Genomic DNA, 16144 nt, shown 5'->3' on the forward strand with positions numbered 1-16144 from the left:
TTAATACGCAGTGCAAAAAGCGCACTGCTTTGCGCTCACGCCCTCTACATACTTGATATATGCATGCTACGCTATCCCCTAAGAGGTAGAGGGAATACAATATCCCCTTGCCTTTTACTCTAAAAGCGCTTATAATAGTTATTATAATAATATTTATATAAGAAGTATCCAAGAAACCCCTTGACAAACAGTGTAGTTACAACTATACTTTAAGTAGCGCAAAAATATGCGCACTGGAATTAAGCTCTGTGTTTGAGCGGATTTTACGTCTGAAAAGACGATTTTGAAATCCGGGTCAGCAAGAGCCAAAGTTTTTTGTTATATGTTTAAGCTTAGTTGAATTAGTTGTTGTGTTTAAATTTCAGTAAATAGTTACAGGAGGCTATTATGGCCGAGAAAAAAGACAGCTTTACGTTTAGTGATAAGCTAAAGGACAGCAAACCTGCCCCGGTGCCTTTCTCTAAGCGTTTCTCCTCCTCCAAAGTGGGGACGGACGGAAAGCCTAAAAAAACTTTCTTTGAAAGGACAAAAAGAGACGCTCCTTTCTTTATTGCCGCGTTAGTGGTGCTTTTACTGCTGCCGCTGTTTATTAAGTTCACCGGGCCCGCAGTGGAACCGGGCAACTTAGTCGGCGCTTACAGGCCCATAAGCGGGGACGAGCCCGTCATATATGACGACTGCCTTGACGCTAACGGCAGCTACATTGACGGCTGTACCATGCCGCTTTCATCCAGAAGCTCCATTGACTGGCTGAGGGATTCACTCGGCGGGCCGGAACCTGCGCCTATAGTAGAGTCCCCCGGTTATAACGCTTACGCACCCTCAGAAACAACTTACAATGAACCTTCTTATATAAGCACGGTAAGGGAACAAACGCCTAACATTGTCCGTGGCGCAGCCGTAAGGCCGCCAACGGTTGTTGGCCGTTTAGGTTCCGCTGAAATGGCCACCGCAAGGGGCCGTGTGGGCGGTAATTGGTCCCCTATATCAGCCAAAGCCGCTGAAGCGGGCGCGGGCGCTGTTAGAAACCCGGCTAAACCTGTTTCACTGCAGCCGCTTAACTTTGCAGGCAGGTCAGACCGCCCGATAACGGGTGAAGCTGCCGCCGCGGAGGCCAGACGCTCACTTGCCGCTTTAAACAAACAAAACGCGCGTGAAGCTATTAGAGACGCTCAAATGACACCGCAAAATGTCGCCCGCATGGGCGGCCTTACCGGTTCACGCAACCCTATGGGTGGCGGTGGCGGCGCCGCGGATAATAAGTGGGGCTTTAAAGGCCAAAAACCGTGGTGGTGGGACATGGAAATGCAGAAGCATATGAAAAAGTGGGAATACTGGTTCAAACTTTGGGGCGATCCGCTCAAAAAGATTGTGGACGATTTTGTTCCCAAGTTCGCTTGCTGTATTCTTACCGGCCAGGACGATTGTGAAGTAGATAAAATGTGGGGCACCAAAAAAGGTGAAGCCACACCGGGTATGTGTAGAGGTGTGAAAGAGGGCGATGAGTGGAAGACATTGGTTACAGATTGTAAGAGTGGTAAGGCTTCACAACCTTGTCCTACTGAAGAAAAATTTCCTTCTAGCAAACCTAAATGTAAAAGAGCTTGGGGATATACTGATGCTCAAGATATTCAGTATGATAGTCCCAAAGCGGCTACCAATGACTCTAACTTCTTCCAAGTTAGGTTCAGAGACTGCTTTGGTTGGGAAGGTGCGGGAGCAGCACAGTTAGAACTTGACTGTAACGACGAAAAAGGTAAAATTGACTCAGAAATTTATACATACGCCCAGCCTAAAGGCAAGGCGGAAAAGTGGAATATATACCAATACGTAGTGGTAAACAGCGTAACAAGTGACGGTAAATTGTTATGCGGCCACTCCGTAGTTATGGCGCCTGACGCCAGCGGCGCAAACAGCGACAGCAGCGACGGCGATTACTTAGACTCCGCTAACGACGTTAGAACAAATAGCGAGAAGAGCATAATCAGCGCTACTGAAGTTGAAAGAAAAGGCGACGCTAAAAAAGATAAAAACGCTGCGCCTGCAAAGGGCGGTGCTGGCCAGGAATCACACAAGGCCTACATGGCGGGCAGCAGAGCTCCTGCGGCGAATATGGAAGCTAAATCTCCTAGAGACTGCGTAATGTTTGTACGCGGCGGCCGCCATACTGTAAACAATTCGTTCTTAGGCAGATACCAGACGTCTAACCAGTCTGACCAGGGCAGAATATTTAGGGAATATATGATAAGGCAGCATTTAGTCAACAATATATTACCCGGTATATATGGCTGCCAGCCTGAAGCGGAAATTGATACCACGGCTAACGATAATAAAGTGTCCGACGGCCGCAACCGTTCAACAACGGAAGCGCAGAAAAACAGGACTAACTTTACCAAGAACAATAACTCCTGCCACGACCACTTGGGCAAAATATTTGTCAAGTACGTCGGCGCGGTAGCTATGGAACAGCCCTTGGCCGTTGACAGAAAGGATATTAACCCTGCCAATCACAAGCCTGTTAGAGATTCTTACATACCTGAGCTTGCCATTACATGGGCAGACTTCAGCAATAAGTACCTTAAACAGGTTGGTAACGATTACAGAAAAACTGTTTCCACAGTAACTAACGTTACCAGAAAGGACAGCCAGGTAATAACATCCAACATGTGCGAATACAACAAGTTCTTAGGCCTGTATAATCCTAATGACTACTGTTTGGATGAAAAGGATGACTGGTACTATAACGTTGGCACGGCAGAAGCGCCTGTAAAGGGTGAACCTGTTCCTGCAGAAGTTAAAAAAGCGGCAGCGTCTACCATTACGGTAACAGGCAGATGCGCCAATGACATAGAGTTTTACCCGGAAGAAGATCCGAAGACTTTCTGGAAAATTAACCTTTCCTTACCGGATCCGTTAAAGAATATTGTTAGCGGCACAGGCCCGTCTAAAAACATTGGCAAATGCTGCACCATGGGTGAAGAAGCTATTAAATTCACCGTGGAAACCCCCAACGGTACAATATTATTGGGTCCCAGATTCCTTAACAGAAAAACCGAGGGCACATTAATTAAGCAGGTTTGCGCCACAGAAACACCTGCCAATAAATGTGATAAGCAGTCGCTTAACTATAAGTTATACCATGTCTTTACGGGTGCATTGTTAGACAATGGTACACCGGTCAAAATTGAAGACCTTTCTGTAAGGCCTGATCCTTACGTCTTCATAAAACCGGGCGATGACCCAAAAACGCTTAACAAAGGTACTTGCTGTGTAACAGGTGGAAAAGTTTACTTAACAGTAAAAGATTCCACAGGGCAGCCTCTTATTACAGATTATGAGATATCTGAGGATGATATATCTGAAAAAGCGTGCTCTATGAAAATTGGTGATCCGCTGTTAACAAAATGCGGTTCTGAAGGTTATGTATTAGTAGATAAGAAGAATATGAATACTATTCTGTCAGGTATTATCTACTATACAAGAACAGTTGTTAACAACATTACAAGAATAACCTTTGTCAGAGAGGAGCCCGGTGTTGTAACGCCTAAAGGTACCTGCTGTAAAGATAAAGACACTAACGTAGTTAAGTTAACAATTGACGGTACTGCATATGAGTTAACGGCTGAGTCTAATATACCTGGTTTATGTAAAGGTCAGGAAAACGATATCTGCCCTTACAAAAAGAGCACAATTAGCTCTGCTATCGTGGTATTATTCGATGTTGACCAATATGAGGCAAATAGAATAAACCGTGGTAAAGAAGACTTGCATAAGTTTGTTAACGCTCTTATTGTTAAATTGGCCCAAGAACCTGAATATAATCTTGAGTTAACAGTAGAGGGACATACAGACTGGTCTGGTAAATATAACTACAATAAATTGACAATGCAACCAGATAGGAAAACTAAGAAGAGAGATTCTAATCCGGACTCTTTAGCACTTGCCAGAGCTAAAACAGGTGTTGTTGTTATGCAGAATTATCTTACAAGTAACGAATTGCAATCGATAGTAAACTCTTTATCTGCTGAAGATCAAGAGCGTGTAAAAGCGGCTATTGATAGAGTTTCAACTGCGGTTGCAAAATCTGTACAACGTGGTGAGGGGCCGGACTATTGTTCAGAAATGGCACCCAGCGGTACAGTATTTGTAGATACTAATAGGATAAATCTTGCAACAGGTAAGCCGTTTAAGAAACTTACTGGAACATCACCTACTCCTTCAGGTGGCAAGGACTATAATGATTGTAGAAGGTTGATGATACTTGTAGATGATAAGCTTAACCTTGATGTCGAGCCGGAAGGGGCTATATACAAAGCATTCCCTCTTCCAATTGTAAAAATGTAAGCTAAAATAGTTTGTTAAACCCCCGGCGATGAATCGCCGGGGTTTTTTGTTTGTGCAAGTGTTACACTTTAATTTTTTTAGATTATCTTGTTTTTTGTTCTCTATATAGTGGAATTTATATTTTTATTAATATTGTTAAGTAACATATTAGTGTTGCAATATTACTTTTAATATACTAAAATAATATAGTAGTAATATACTATAAAAAACCAGGAGGTTTTATTGTGAAAAACCTAATATACGCAGTAATACTAATCACAGCCGCCACAACCTGCTCCGCCGCATCCTTAACAGAACAACTGCAATCTTCATTCAATCAAAAAAAGAATGCTGCTCTTGAAGCAGAGACTGCACAGAATAAGAAACTGAACACATATGGCGATGTGTTTTTAAACTATAGTTCTAAAATGGCAAAATATATTCCAATGCTTGCTAAAGATGCTTTTTTTTATTCAGATACATGTAAGATTTTGTTTGAAGATGAAAAAGGCCTTCCCCTTTGCCAGGAGAAAACTTCTGAGATGAGAACTTCTGTGAATGATTTAAAAAATGCAAAAACTTTTGGCGACATTGCTATAGCTTGGCATAGCTATGACAGCGCACTATCTGCTTACAAGGAAATATTATTGCTATATATTGCAAACTCAACAGACCAACAATGGGAAAAAGAATCAGAAACCTATTTAAGGATATCTAAATCTGTATTAATAAGCAGAGATATTTTTAAAATTGAAAACGAGATGTATTCTGCCAGAGAGGCAATCTATTTATCAAAAGTAATATCTTTACTTGAAAAAACAGTATTTCCTGAGTCTAAAGTGAAAGAGGATCTTTATAACTTATATTACAAAGAGAACAGCCTTGCGTATCCAGTATCAAGCTATCTTTATGAAAAAAGAATGGCAGATACTAAAACTGAAGATTTTTATAAAAACTTAAGTAGTGATCTCTATAAACTTTATAGAGAAGCAATAGACTTTTAAGGTCTTTATAACAGGAGAAAATATGAAAAAATTATTAATAGCCTTAATATTACTTGCCGTAGCAAGCACAACTTTCAGCGCACCGTTATCAGAGCGTTTACAGTCTTCTTTTAATGAAAAAAAAGATGTTGCTATAAAAAAAGCAGCGTCTGCGGCCCCCATTGTAAAGAATAACAACCCATATCAGGAAATATTTTTAAAACATAGGCCAGAAATAGACAAAGACCTTGCTGCCATAAAAAAAGAAGTTGATTTTCTTATAGGCTTGAACATGTGCACAGAACTGGAAACAGACTGTATTGGAATTCACACATTTTCTGAAGTTGTAAAATATATGATTCTTTCAAGATATCGTGCTGATTTTCAAGGAGCAGTAGATTCTTATGATTTTTATTTAGGATCAGTAGAATATGGAATAGCGCATGAGTTAATAAACATGGAAGGTCTTGTGACTATAAATAATAAATCAGAAATTTACGGAAGTCTATCCAGGTTGCTTGCTCTTGGCGAAAAGATTAAAATTTGGAATAAGGATTTAAGATCAAAAAGCGAGAACTCTTTTAACGCTGATGTAAAAGCCTTGTTAGATTACACAAAATTTCCCAAAGAAAAATATAAAAATGATTTGTATAAAATTTATGCTTCTGAACATGGTAAAGATGTATATAAAATGGCTTGGAGTATAAGAGGTTATTGTGGAAGTTCCAGTGTCGCAGAGGATAAGGAATTCTTTTCTGACTTTTATGGTAAGATTAATAATATGCAAGAGCAATACTATCAGTCAGACAAATTGCCAATTCCCGTACACTAGTATAATTTTTGTTAACTACAATAAAAAAGCCCCCTACTGGGGGCTTTTTTATATTGTTTTTTATCTGTATCTCTATATTATTTTTTCTTTTTTATTTTTGCAGCCGTACCTTTACCCGCAACCGCTTTTTCTCCGCCGTTCTCCCTCGCCCTCTTAGGGGAGAGGGTTGGGGTGAGGGTGCTGCTCACAATCATGCTGCCGTTGCCGTTTATGTTGCTGCTGTTGCTTTTCCCGCTGTTAGCCTTAGCCCGGGCGTCCATTTCCGCAAACTCGGCGCGGAGGTATTTGCCGGTGTAGGAGCCGTCTATCTTGGCAATATCTCTCGGCGTGCCCGCGCCTACAACGTAGCCGCCCTTATCGCCGCCCTCAGGCCCCAGGTCTATCACCCAGTCAGAGGTTTTGATAATATCCAGGTTGTGCTCAATAATCAGCACGGTATTGCCTGTGTCGGACAGTCTGTGCAGCACGTCAAGCAGTTTATCAATATCGGCTATGTGGAGGCCTGTGGTAGGCTCGTCCAAGATATACAGCGTTTTGCCGGTAGCGCGGCGGCTGAGCTCGTGCGACAGCTTTACACGCTGCGCCTCGCCGCCGGACAGTGTGGTAGCGCTCTGCCCCAGTTTAATGTAGCCCAGGCCAACGTCGTCCAGCGTTTGCATAATTTTTTTAATTTTAGGTATAGCGTCAAAAAACTCTACCGCTTGGCTAACGCTCATGTCCAGCACGTCGGCAATGCTTTTGCCTTTAAAGTGTACTGACAGCGTGTCCTCGTTAAACCTTTTGCCGTTACATTCCTCGCAGCGCACGTAAATATCGGGCAAAAACTGCATTTGTATTTTTAAAATACCGTCGCCCTCGCACTTCTCGCACCTGCCGCCCTTTACGTTGAAGGAGAACCTGCCCGGCCCGTAGCCCCTGCGTTTAGCCTCGGGCATTTCGGCAAACAGGTCACGTATATGCCCAAACACGCCGGTATAGGTAGCGGGGTTAGAGCGCGGCGTTTTGCCAATGGGGCTTTGGTCCACAATAACTACTTTGTCTATGTGTTCCAGCCCTTTTACGGCCTTATGCTCGCCCGGCAGGTCCTTGGCGTGGTAAAACTTGTGCGCCAGCGCCTTGTACAAAATTTGGTGTATCAACGTTGACTTGCCCGAGCCCGAAACACCCGTCACGCACACAAACAGCCCTAAAGGTATTTTAACGTCAACATTCTTAAGGTTAAACTGCTTGGCGCCTAATATTTCTATCCATTTGCCCTCGGGCGCTTTGGGGTTGGGGTTATGGTTAATGCTAAGCGTGCCGTTAAGGTATTTGGCGGTAATGGCGTTAGGGTCTTTTAAAAACTTATCCAGCGGCTCAGACGCTATTACCTTGCCGCCGTGCTCGCCCGCCCTGGGGCCCATTTCTACAATGTAGTCAGCGGCCAAAATGGTGTCTTTGTCATGCTCTACTATGATAAGGGTGTTATCAAGGTCACGCAGGTTTTTAAGCGTTTCAATCAGGCGGTCATTATCACGGCTGTGCAGGCCTATTGTCGGTTCGTCCAATACGTACAGCACGCCTGTCAGGCCGCTGCCTATTTGCGTGGCCAAGTGTATGCGCTGCGCCTCGCCGCCAGATAGCGTTTGGCTCTTGCGGTCAAGCGTAAGGTAGCTTAGGCCCACGCTGTCCAAAAAGCCCAGGCGGCCTTTAATTTCTTTGATGACTTCCTTGGATATCATTTGTTCACGCTCATTAAATTTAATGGCGGAGAAGAACTTTACCGCGTCGCCCACCTGCATGGCTGCCGCTTTGGCTATGTTTATGCCGCCTACGGTAACGGCAAGTGCCTCGGGTTTTAGGCGCGCGCCGTGGCATACGGGGCACACGTTCTCACGCATGTATTTATTGTAAATTTCTTCACGCACAAATTCAGATTCTGTTTCCGCGTGGCGGCGTTTAAGGTTGTTTATTACGCCCTCAAACTCGCTTTCATTATTGGCCCAGGCGGCTTTGTATGTTGCGCCGTTGCCGCCGTATAAAAGCAGGCTGCGCTGCGCTTTGGGCAGTTTGTTCCACGGCGTAGTCATGGATATTTTGTTTTGCTTACAAACCTGTTTTAGTATGCCGTAATAATAGCCGGCCCAGCTGTTTGTCCAGCGGTGGGTGCGGGTGGTAACTGGTGTGTCCCAGGCGGAAATTGCGCCCTCGTTAAGGGTAAGCGTAGGGTCCTGTACTACAAGGTCCTCGGCTATTTCTACTTTTATGCCAAGGCCGTTACACTCCGGGCACGCGCCGTAGGGGGTGTTGAAGGAAAACAACCTGGGTTCAAGCTCGCTAAAGCCTATGCCGCAGTGGGCGCAGGCGTAGTTTTCGCTATAGGTAAAGGGCTCCTTTTTCTCAGTGTCTAAGACGGTTACTAAACCTTTAGAATAGCGCACGGCTGATTCTACGGAGTCTGTTAAGCGTTCTTTGTCGGCTTCTTCCACGTAAATTTCGTCTATTACAATTTCAATAGTATGTTTTTTATAACGTTCCAATGTTGGCGGGTTGGCTAGTGCTGTGATAATGCCGTTTACACGTATTTTGGCGTAACCCTCTTTCTGTAATTTTTTTAAAAGCTCCTCATAGGTGCCTGTTTTGCCTTGCACTACCGGGGAAAGCAAGAATAGGGTGCGGCCGTCGTATTTTTTTAAAATATCATTAACAATGGCTTGCACGCTCCATGCTTCTACCGCTCTGCCGCACTGGGGGCAATGGCGGTGGCCTACGCGGGCGTATAACAGGCGCATGTAGTCGTAAATTTCTGTAACGGTGGATACCGTTGAGCGCGGGTTTTTGCTTGGGTTGCGCTGTTCTATGGATATAGCGGGGGAAAGGCCCTCAATGTGCTCTACGTCTGGCTTTTCCATAAGTTCTAAAAATTGGCGTGCGTATGCGGACATTGATTCCACATACCTGCGCTGCCCCTCGGCGTAAATAGTGTCAAAAGCCAGCGAGCTCTTGCCCGAGCCCGACAGCCCCGTTACCACTACCATTTTATTTCTGGGTAATTCTACGTCTATGTTTTTTAAGTTGTGCGTTTTCGCACCTTTGATTTTTATAGATTCCATAAGGTGTATTCTCTTGAGTTTTGTTTGATTGTTGGTTGGGTTGGCAGCCTTTGGTTTTTAACTTCTTACCCCCAAAACGGCTACACTATAATTATATAATTTTTGTCAATAGTTGGGGGCTGGGTGATTTTATTTCCTCTCCCTCTTAGGAAAGTGAGACATGCCTGTCGAGCGTGTCAATTAGCTTGTTTCCTCTCCCTCTTAGGGGAGAGGAAGTTTTGCCGCGTTGTTTGCCGCACAGCGGCTGCGGCAAGGCAGGTGAGGGTATTTCTATTTTTGTCGAAAAGGCATTTTTTATAAAAGCGCATATTTGTGTACATCACCCTCACCCGCTCGCTACGCTCACGCCCTCTCCCCTAAGAGGGAGAGGGAAACGCTTCTATTTTACGGCTGTAATATAACATTAAAATTTATATAATAATAATATGAAAAGTGTGTTTAAAAAGATTTTCAACAAATATACCATTTATACCTTGCTGGGCATCGTTTCCATCGCCCTGGTTGTTTTCCTGTTTAATTACAGCAAAGAAGAATTTATAAAAATTTGGCGTGAAGTTAAGGTAAAATACCTCATTTTAAGCGGTATTTCCGCCGTTACTATATATATTTCCATGGGGTTATCGCTGTGGGAAGTGCTTAAGGCTATGGGCAAGAGAATAAACGTATTTACCGCTATAGCCATAGCGTTGGTTTCCACCACGGTTAATTATTTGGTTTCATCTTTTGGCGTAAGCGGGTTCGCGCTGCGCGCGCATCTTTTGGGCCGCCGGGGCGTGCCGCTTGGCGTGAGCGTTACTGCAAGTATTGTGTTAACGGTTGTCATTTACCTGGTACTGGTAATTATTATATTTTTGGGTTCAATACTAATGCTGTTCCACTCCAACCCTACCACCACTCAGGTATTACAAAATCTGCTTTTAATTATTGCTATGGCGGGCGTGTGTGCGTTGATTATAGTTTTCTTATTTCATAATGATATCCGCGCTTCCTTTGTAAGAAAAGTATTTAAGCTTATTAACAAAGTTTCTTATAAACTGTTTACGCTTATTATTCCCAAATACCGCTTTGATATTTTTGTCTTGCAGCTTGAGACGGGTATCAACTTTATCCAACAGAAAAAGGGCCGCCTTACCAGGGCTATTGTTTATGTTTGTTTGGACTGGCTGGCCACTATTTTAATTTTATATTTCGCGTTTTTAGCGGTTGGTATACATATATCGGCGGGCCTGTTAGTAACGGGTTTTGCCGTAGGTATGGCAACCACGCTTATACCTGTGCTGCCCGGCGGCATAGGCGCTATGGAACTTGCTATGACGGCCGTTTACGCCAATGCCGGCATACCGTGGGAAAACGCGCTTACCGTTTGTCTTATTTACAGGTTTATGTATTACATAATACCGGGGCTTGTAAGCATATTTGTATACTGGGTTTTGCAATTGACTGACCATAAAAACCAAAAGCGTTTCGCGCATTACAGGCGCCGCAGCAAGAGTATGCTTATGGAAGGCCAGGAAGGGGGGGAAGATGAAAGAAAGAATTAAAGATTTAATGCCAGTAACCGCGCCCACGGCTTATATTCACAAAACAGCTGTTATCATAGGCAATGTTAAAATAGGCGAAAATGTTTCTATTTGGCCCTGCGCCGTACTTCGCGGCGACATAGCGGGCATAACAATAGCTGATAACGCCAACGTGCAGGATAACGCCGTTATACACGTTAACCACGACCGCCCGGCCATTATAGGCAAAGGTACCACGCTTGGGCACGGGGTTGTTGTACACGGCTCTGAAATAGGCGCAAACTGCCTTATAGGCATGAACGCCGTTGTGCTGGAAAGTGAAATTGGCGACAACTGCATAATAGGCGCCGGCAGCGTACTTACCGCCGGTAAAAAAATACCGCCGGGCAGCCTGGTAATGGGTACCCCGGCAAAAATTATCCGCCAGCTGACAGAAGACGAAGTAAACGGTATTATGAAAAACGGCGCCGAATACGTACAGCTTAAAGAGCTTTACAAGCAGCACGCCGAGGAAGTGTAACTATGGGCAAAGTTTTACTTATAGAAGATTCTAAAGTAATAGCCCCGCGTTAATGGGCGCGCTTAAATTAAAAGGCGTGGAAACCGTGTGGGCAAAAAACGGCATAGAAGGCGTGGAAATGGCCAAGCGTGAAAAGCCTGTTCTTATTTTGCTGGATCTTATGTTGCCGCGCATCAGCGGGTTTGAAGTATGCCGCCTGCTTAAGACGGACGACTCTACCTGGCGCATACCCATAATAATAATGTCCACACTCACCGACCCTGAGAACAAGCAAAAAGCTATAGAAGCGGGCGCGGACCATTTTGTGGATAAGCCCTACAACATGCAGCAAACAGTAGAAGAAATTTTAAAATACTTACCCAAGGACACAAAATGAACGTTGAAAAAATAGAAGCTTTGCTTGAGGCGGACAAACCGTCTGAAGTTATAAAAAAATTTAAAAATTATAAAGGGCGCGACGCCAAAACTTTATTTTTACTTGGCGAGGCCCAGCGCATGATAGGCCAGTTTGACACAGCCATAAAAACCTACACAAAGGCCGATAAAGCTAACCCGGAAGCCGAACTTAAAATACAAATTTTACTTTCTTTAGCCGCCTGTGAGCGCACGCTTGGTAATGCCGAGGAGGCCTACAAAACCGCCGCCGCCGTGCATATACTTGCCGAGGGTATGGAATTTGAAGACGAGCGTATTTCCGCCCTGTTAGAAATGGGTATGAGTCTGCGCGCGTGGGGCAAGCTGGAAGAATCTTTGGAATGTTTAAACGAGGTTCTGGCGCATTACATAAGTGAGCGCGATTACAGCGCCGTCAGCTACGTATTGTGGGCCAAGGGTGGCATTTTCCGCCTGCAGGGTAAATTTAAAGAGGGGATAAAATCCTATAAAGACGCTGTGTCACAGGCCAAAAAAGCTAAAGATAAAATAAACGAGGCCTACGCCTACTGCGGTTTAGCCGGTATCAGCCGCATAGCGGGCGACGTTAAAGGCTGCGTAAATTACTACAAAATGGCCGACAAAATTTTTGCCCGCACGGAAGATACTTTTGGCAAAGCCTACACCAACTGCGGCATGGCCAACGGCCTTAGGCAGATGGGCGACTATAAAACCGCGCTTAAGCGTTATGTAAAAGCCGACGAGCTTTACAGCCTTATAGGCGACCGTGTGGACCTGGGTTTTGTTAAATGGGGTCGCGCGGATGTGCTTAAGCGTTTTGGCAAATTAGATGAGGCGTTAGTTGACCTTAAGGCCGCTGAAAAATTGTTTGAAGGGTCCGACGAAAAACGCGGGCAGATACTTACACAGCTAAGCCTGGCGCAAGTGCTTTACGCCATGGGCCACGCCGATACGGCCAAAGAAAAATACTTTGCGGCTGTAGAGCGCGCTAAAGAAGAAAATTTAAACACATACTTGGAAATTTATACATAGTCTGGTGCTCTTATGAAATATATAAGAAAAATTTTATTTTATATTCTTGTTATTGTCTTTGGCGCAATATTTGGTTTTATTATTAAGGTTACCGGAGATTTTGTTTTAGCTACGGAGTTTGCGGATAATATTTATAGTAAGATGTTTGGCTGTATTTGCGCCCCGCCGCCTATAAATATATATTTAGCGGGAATAATTGGGTTGCTGCCTTCTTATTTTATGTTAAGAAAAATTTTCAAAAAATAATATTTAGAGTTAGGAGATAATATGAGAGGCGTGATATTTTTTGTTTTGGTAGTGGTGCTTGGCGGTGTGCTGGGCATTGTAATTGAAAAAGTTGCCGAGGCAATTTTAACAGGCCAGGGGCTTTTATTTTTTGTAAGAGTTTACGGCGGCATAGGCGTGCACCCGCTTTCGCTTAATATAACGGTGTCGGGCCTTATCGGCCTGATAGCCGCTTACTTTATAGTCACAAAATTTGTGAAAAAATAATATGGAACTTATTTTAGCGTCCCGCTCACCCAGGCGTATTGATATTTTGACCGAGCAGGGTTATAAATTTGAAGTTATCCCCGCCCAGCGTGACGAACAAACGCATTTTAAACGCCCAAGTATGCAAGTGCGTGACTTGGCGCTTAAAAAGGCTTTTGAAGTGGCACGAAAATACCCCGCCAGCACGGTAATAGGCGCCGACACTCTTGTTTACTGCAAGGGCAAAGTAATAGGCAAGCCTAAAGATAAGGCGGACGCGCTTAGAATACTTAAAATTTTAAATAACTCCTGGCAGACGGTGTACACTGGCGTGGCTATAGTAAACGTGGAAAAAAAGAAGCTTTTTACAGGTTTCGCCGCTACCAAGTGTAAAGCCAGAAATCTTAGTGCGTCGCAGTTAGAAGCGCTTGCGGGCAAGCATATGGACAAAGCCGGCGCCTACGCCGTGCAGGATAATGACGATGTTTTAATAGAACGTATAGTGGGCAGCAGGACAAATGTGGTAGGCATGCCGGTGGAACTTTTTACCGCTATGATGAAAGATTTTAATAAGAGGTAGTTTATGGTTAATACAGATTTACTTGTAATAGGCGCCGGGCCTGCGGGCATAACCGCTGGCATTTACGGCGTACGCGCGGGGCTGGACGTAACCTTGTTTAAAGGCCCCAGCGGCGGCGGGCAGCTGATTGTTACTAACGATATTGAAAATTACCCCGGCTTTATAGAGCCTGTAAGCGGCTTTGAACTTATGGACACTATGCACAAGCAGGCCGTGCGTTTAGGCATAAAATTTGTGGAGGGGGATATTGTAAAAATAGACTCTTCCAAACGCCCTTTTATTGTAACCGATAATAACGGCGCTGAGTACGCGGCTAAGGCTGTGATAATAGCAACAGGCTCGCGCACGCGCTGGCTGGGCACCCCCGGTGAAGACAAATACAAAGGACGCGGAGTAACCGCGTGCGCTACGTGCGACGGATTCTTTTATAAAGGCAAAGATGTTGTTGTGGTTGGCGGCGGTAACACCGCATTTGAGGACGCTTTGTTTTTAAGCAAAATTTGTAATAAAGTTTATTTGGTGCACAGGCGCGAGGGCTTTAGGGCGGCGCATAAAACGGTGGAAATTGTAAAGGCCGAACCTAAGGTGGAATTTGTGCTTTCGCACGTGATTGACTCTATAGAAGGCGACGTGCTTGGCGTAACACATGTTAATGTTAAAGACGTTAACACGGGCGCTGTTAAAGAACTTAAGTGTAACGGCGTATTTATGGCTGTTGGCGGCATACCACAGACGGATTTTTTAGCCGGCAGCGGCGTTGAACTGCATGAGACAGGTCAAGTTAAAGTTGATGAAAAGTGCCATACAAATATTGAGGGTATTTTTGCCGCCGGCGACTGTGCGGACCCGTATTTCCGCCAGGCTATTATAGCGGCAGGCAACGGCGCTAAGGCGGCGATAGAGGCTATTAACTTAATAAATCTTAGCTAGCATAAAAGTTTTTCCTATATTAAACTTCCCCTCTATCTTTTAGGAGAGGGGAAGTTTGTTTATATAGAAGTGAGGGCGATTAAGTGTGAATACCATGCCATTTTCTCCCTTTTGTAAAGGGAGTACCCGCAGGGGGAGGGATTTAATGAGTGTAAATTTTAAATTAATTTAATAACAGCACTTGCTTGGGACCCTCACGCTTTGCTGAGGGGACGGCGCCTTATTTGTACAATGGCACTTTAGTTATGCGCTCGTACCTCGCTCATTAAATCCCTCCCCGGCTTTGCCGGTACTCCCTTTACGAAAGGGAGAAAGTAGCCGCGCTTTTTAATATGTGGGAATAAAAAACACAATATATAATAATGGGCGTTCAAGGTTTAACTTGAACGCCCATTATTTAAAAAACTATTTTTTAAGACGCTGGAACAAAAATCATCAACGCAGCAAAGTATACTACCATCAGTATCATGCCCACGGGTATGCCTATCATTGCCCATTCTTTACTTTTAAATCCTAATTTTGACGAGGATATTATGTTTGGTATGTTGGCGGGTATCAGCATGCCGCCGCACATAATTAAGCTGACTAGCAGGTATTCTAAGGTTACTACGCTCATTTCAGGTACTACTTCTATGGCGGCAAGCGTGGCGTTATCTAGCGCGGCTGACACTAAGTTTACCCAGTATAGCACTGGCGCCTTAAGATTGAAAATTGTTTTATACGCCAGCGGTTTTAAACCCTCGCCAAGTAAAGTAAGAGCGGTTACAAAAATGTAAACCTTAAGCGTTCTTACCACAATATCACCGAAAGACTGAAACGCTTCTGTAGAGCAGGTTTGCGTATGTACGCTGCGTCTGGCAAGTGAGGCAGCCATCAGCCCCAGTATAATATTGCCCGATACTATGTAAGGCCAAAGCAGTTTGAATATGAACATGGAATCGGCGTAATGCGGCGGGCCCTTAAGTTTGCCTATTACTATTGTGCCAAGCGGCTCGCCGATAGGTGTGAGCACCGCGCCCATGCTTATGGCAAAACAGGTGTAAACAACAAGCTTTAGCCTGTCACGCCTGTCCAGCGAAAGGCTGGTAACAATTTCTGACAGTATTAACGCCGCCACAATAGCCGTAATTATGCTGGAAGCAAGGCCGAGGCCCACTACAATTAAAAATAATGTTACGGGCAGCGAAAGTTTGTGTATGGCTTTATTTAATATATCGCAGGTATAGGTGTGAAATTTTTTAAACAGCAGGCCCACTATAAAAACAGCTATTGAAATGTGTAAAGGTTCTGTAAGAGCGTGCTGAACCAGCTGCACATTCCACACGCCGGAAATTGACGCGGCTAATATGCCAGCGCCCAGTAAAAATATTTCAAGGTTTTCTTCAACCTTATGAATTGTTAGGGGGAGAACCAGCACAATAAGCACCAATATCCCAAGCAGTATATTCGCTAACATTTTTTACTTCCC

Annotated in this window: 12 protein-coding genes; 10 read left to right on the top strand and 2 right to left on the bottom strand. The window is 44.3% G+C overall.

The annotated features are described in order from the left end of the window. Positions 1-387: 387 nt before the first annotated feature. The 3 genes from AAIR98_RS05060 (at position 388) to AAIR98_RS05070 (ending at position 6138) form a co-directional block, all read left to right on the top strand. Entirely contained in the window at positions 388-4344 is a 3957-nt protein-coding gene (locus tag AAIR98_RS05060) for an OmpA family protein (RefSeq protein WP_423971114.1), read from the top strand. Between the two features lie 224 nt (positions 4345-4568). Further along, positions 4569-5327 carry a hypothetical protein gene (locus AAIR98_RS05065; RefSeq protein ID WP_423971115.1) on the top strand — a complete coding sequence of 253 codons (759 nt, stop codon included), beginning with the start codon at positions 4569-4571 and terminating at the stop codon, positions 5325-5327. A 22-nt stretch (positions 5328-5349) separates the two neighbouring features. Continuing rightward, on the top strand, positions 5350-6138 hold the full coding sequence (locus AAIR98_RS05070; protein ID WP_423971116.1) for a hypothetical protein: 789 nt from the start codon (positions 5350-5352) through the stop codon (positions 6136-6138). Between the two features lie 77 nt (positions 6139-6215). On the opposite strand, the gene uvrA is transcribed toward AAIR98_RS05070, so the two are convergent. Further along, a complete protein-coding gene (uvrA, locus tag AAIR98_RS05075) occupies positions 6216-9230 on the bottom strand; it encodes an excinuclease ABC subunit UvrA (RefSeq protein WP_423971117.1) in 3015 nt (1004 codons plus the stop codon). 425 nt (positions 9231-9655) lie between these two features. Between uvrA and AAIR98_RS05080 the strand changes: the two genes are divergently transcribed. The 7 genes from AAIR98_RS05080 (at position 9656) to trxB (ending at position 14676) form a co-directional block, all read left to right on the top strand. Next, positions 9656-10771: a lysylphosphatidylglycerol synthase transmembrane domain-containing protein gene (locus AAIR98_RS05080; protein WP_423971118.1), complete on the top strand. Its 1116-nt coding sequence runs from the start codon at positions 9656-9658 to the stop codon at positions 10769-10771. Beyond that, positions 10755-11270, top strand: coding sequence for a gamma carbonic anhydrase family protein (locus AAIR98_RS05085; RefSeq protein WP_423971119.1), 516 nt, complete (start codon positions 10755-10757; stop codon positions 11268-11270). The genes AAIR98_RS05080 and AAIR98_RS05085 overlap by 17 nt, the downstream gene beginning before the upstream one ends. Before the next feature lie 52 nt (positions 11271-11322). After that, positions 11323-11646, top strand: a complete 324-nt coding sequence (locus tag AAIR98_RS05090) for a response regulator (RefSeq protein WP_423971120.1) — start codon at positions 11323-11325, stop codon at positions 11644-11646. Then, a complete protein-coding gene (locus tag AAIR98_RS05095; RefSeq protein WP_423971121.1) occupies positions 11643-12695 on the top strand; it encodes a tetratricopeptide repeat protein in 1053 nt (350 codons plus the stop codon). Before AAIR98_RS05090 ends, AAIR98_RS05095 begins: the two co-directional genes overlap by 4 nt. A gap of 267 nt (positions 12696-12962) precedes the next feature. Next, complete coding sequence (locus AAIR98_RS05100) at positions 12963-13187, top strand: hypothetical protein (RefSeq protein WP_423971122.1); 225 nt, start codon at positions 12963-12965, stop codon at positions 13185-13187. Between the two features lies 1 nt (position 13188). Then, on the top strand, positions 13189-13746 hold the full coding sequence (locus AAIR98_RS05105) for a Maf family protein (RefSeq protein ID WP_423971123.1): 558 nt from the start codon (positions 13189-13191) through the stop codon (positions 13744-13746). A 3-nt stretch (positions 13747-13749) separates the two neighbouring features. Continuing rightward, a complete protein-coding gene (trxB, locus tag AAIR98_RS05110) occupies positions 13750-14676 on the top strand; it encodes a thioredoxin-disulfide reductase (protein WP_423971124.1) in 927 nt (308 codons plus the stop codon). A gap of 412 nt (positions 14677-15088) precedes the next feature. Here trxB and AAIR98_RS05115 read toward each other — a convergent pair whose 3' ends face one another. After that, positions 15089-16132: a DUF1646 family protein gene (locus AAIR98_RS05115; protein WP_423971125.1), complete on the bottom strand. Its 1044-nt coding sequence runs from the start codon at positions 16130-16132 to the stop codon at positions 15089-15091. Between the last annotated feature and the right edge of the window lie 12 nt (positions 16133-16144).

The sequence above is a fragment of the Elusimicrobium simillimum genome (genome assembly GCF_049639735.1).
Lineage (GTDB): Bacteria > Elusimicrobiota > Elusimicrobia > Elusimicrobiales > Elusimicrobiaceae > Elusimicrobium > Elusimicrobium simillimum.

What these genes read in the sequence shown, in the direction of transcription:
- AAIR98_RS05095 (WP_423971121.1), top strand. Translation starts at nt 11,643, where the DNA reads ATGAACGTTGAAAAAATAGAAGCTTTGCTTGAGGCGGACAAACCGTCT.
- AAIR98_RS05100 (WP_423971122.1), top strand. Translation starts at nt 12,963, where the DNA reads ATGAGAGGCGTGATATTTTTTGTTTTGGTAGTGGTGCTTGGCGGTGTG.
- trxB (WP_423971124.1), top strand. Translation starts at nt 13,750, where the DNA reads ATGGTTAATACAGATTTACTTGTAATAGGCGCCGGGCCTGCGGGCATA.
- AAIR98_RS05085 (WP_423971119.1), top strand. Translation starts at nt 10,755, where the DNA reads ATGAAAGAAAGAATTAAAGATTTAATGCCAGTAACCGCGCCCACGGCT.
- AAIR98_RS05060 (WP_423971114.1), top strand. Translation starts at nt 388, where the DNA reads ATGGCCGAGAAAAAAGACAGCTTTACGTTTAGTGATAAGCTAAAGGAC.
- uvrA (WP_423971117.1), bottom strand. Translation starts at nt 9,230, where the DNA reads ATGGAATCTATAAAAATCAAAGGTGCGAAAACGCACAACTTAAAAAAC.
- AAIR98_RS05090 (WP_423971120.1), top strand. Translation starts at nt 11,323, where the DNA reads ATGGGCGCGCTTAAATTAAAAGGCGTGGAAACCGTGTGGGCAAAAAAC.
- AAIR98_RS05115 (WP_423971125.1), bottom strand. Translation starts at nt 16,132, where the DNA reads ATGTTAGCGAATATACTGCTTGGGATATTGGTGCTTATTGTGCTGGTT.
- AAIR98_RS05105 (WP_423971123.1), top strand. Translation starts at nt 13,189, where the DNA reads ATGGAACTTATTTTAGCGTCCCGCTCACCCAGGCGTATTGATATTTTG.
- AAIR98_RS05080 (WP_423971118.1), top strand. Translation starts at nt 9,656, where the DNA reads ATGAAAAGTGTGTTTAAAAAGATTTTCAACAAATATACCATTTATACC.
- AAIR98_RS05070 (WP_423971116.1), top strand. Translation starts at nt 5,350, where the DNA reads ATGAAAAAATTATTAATAGCCTTAATATTACTTGCCGTAGCAAGCACA.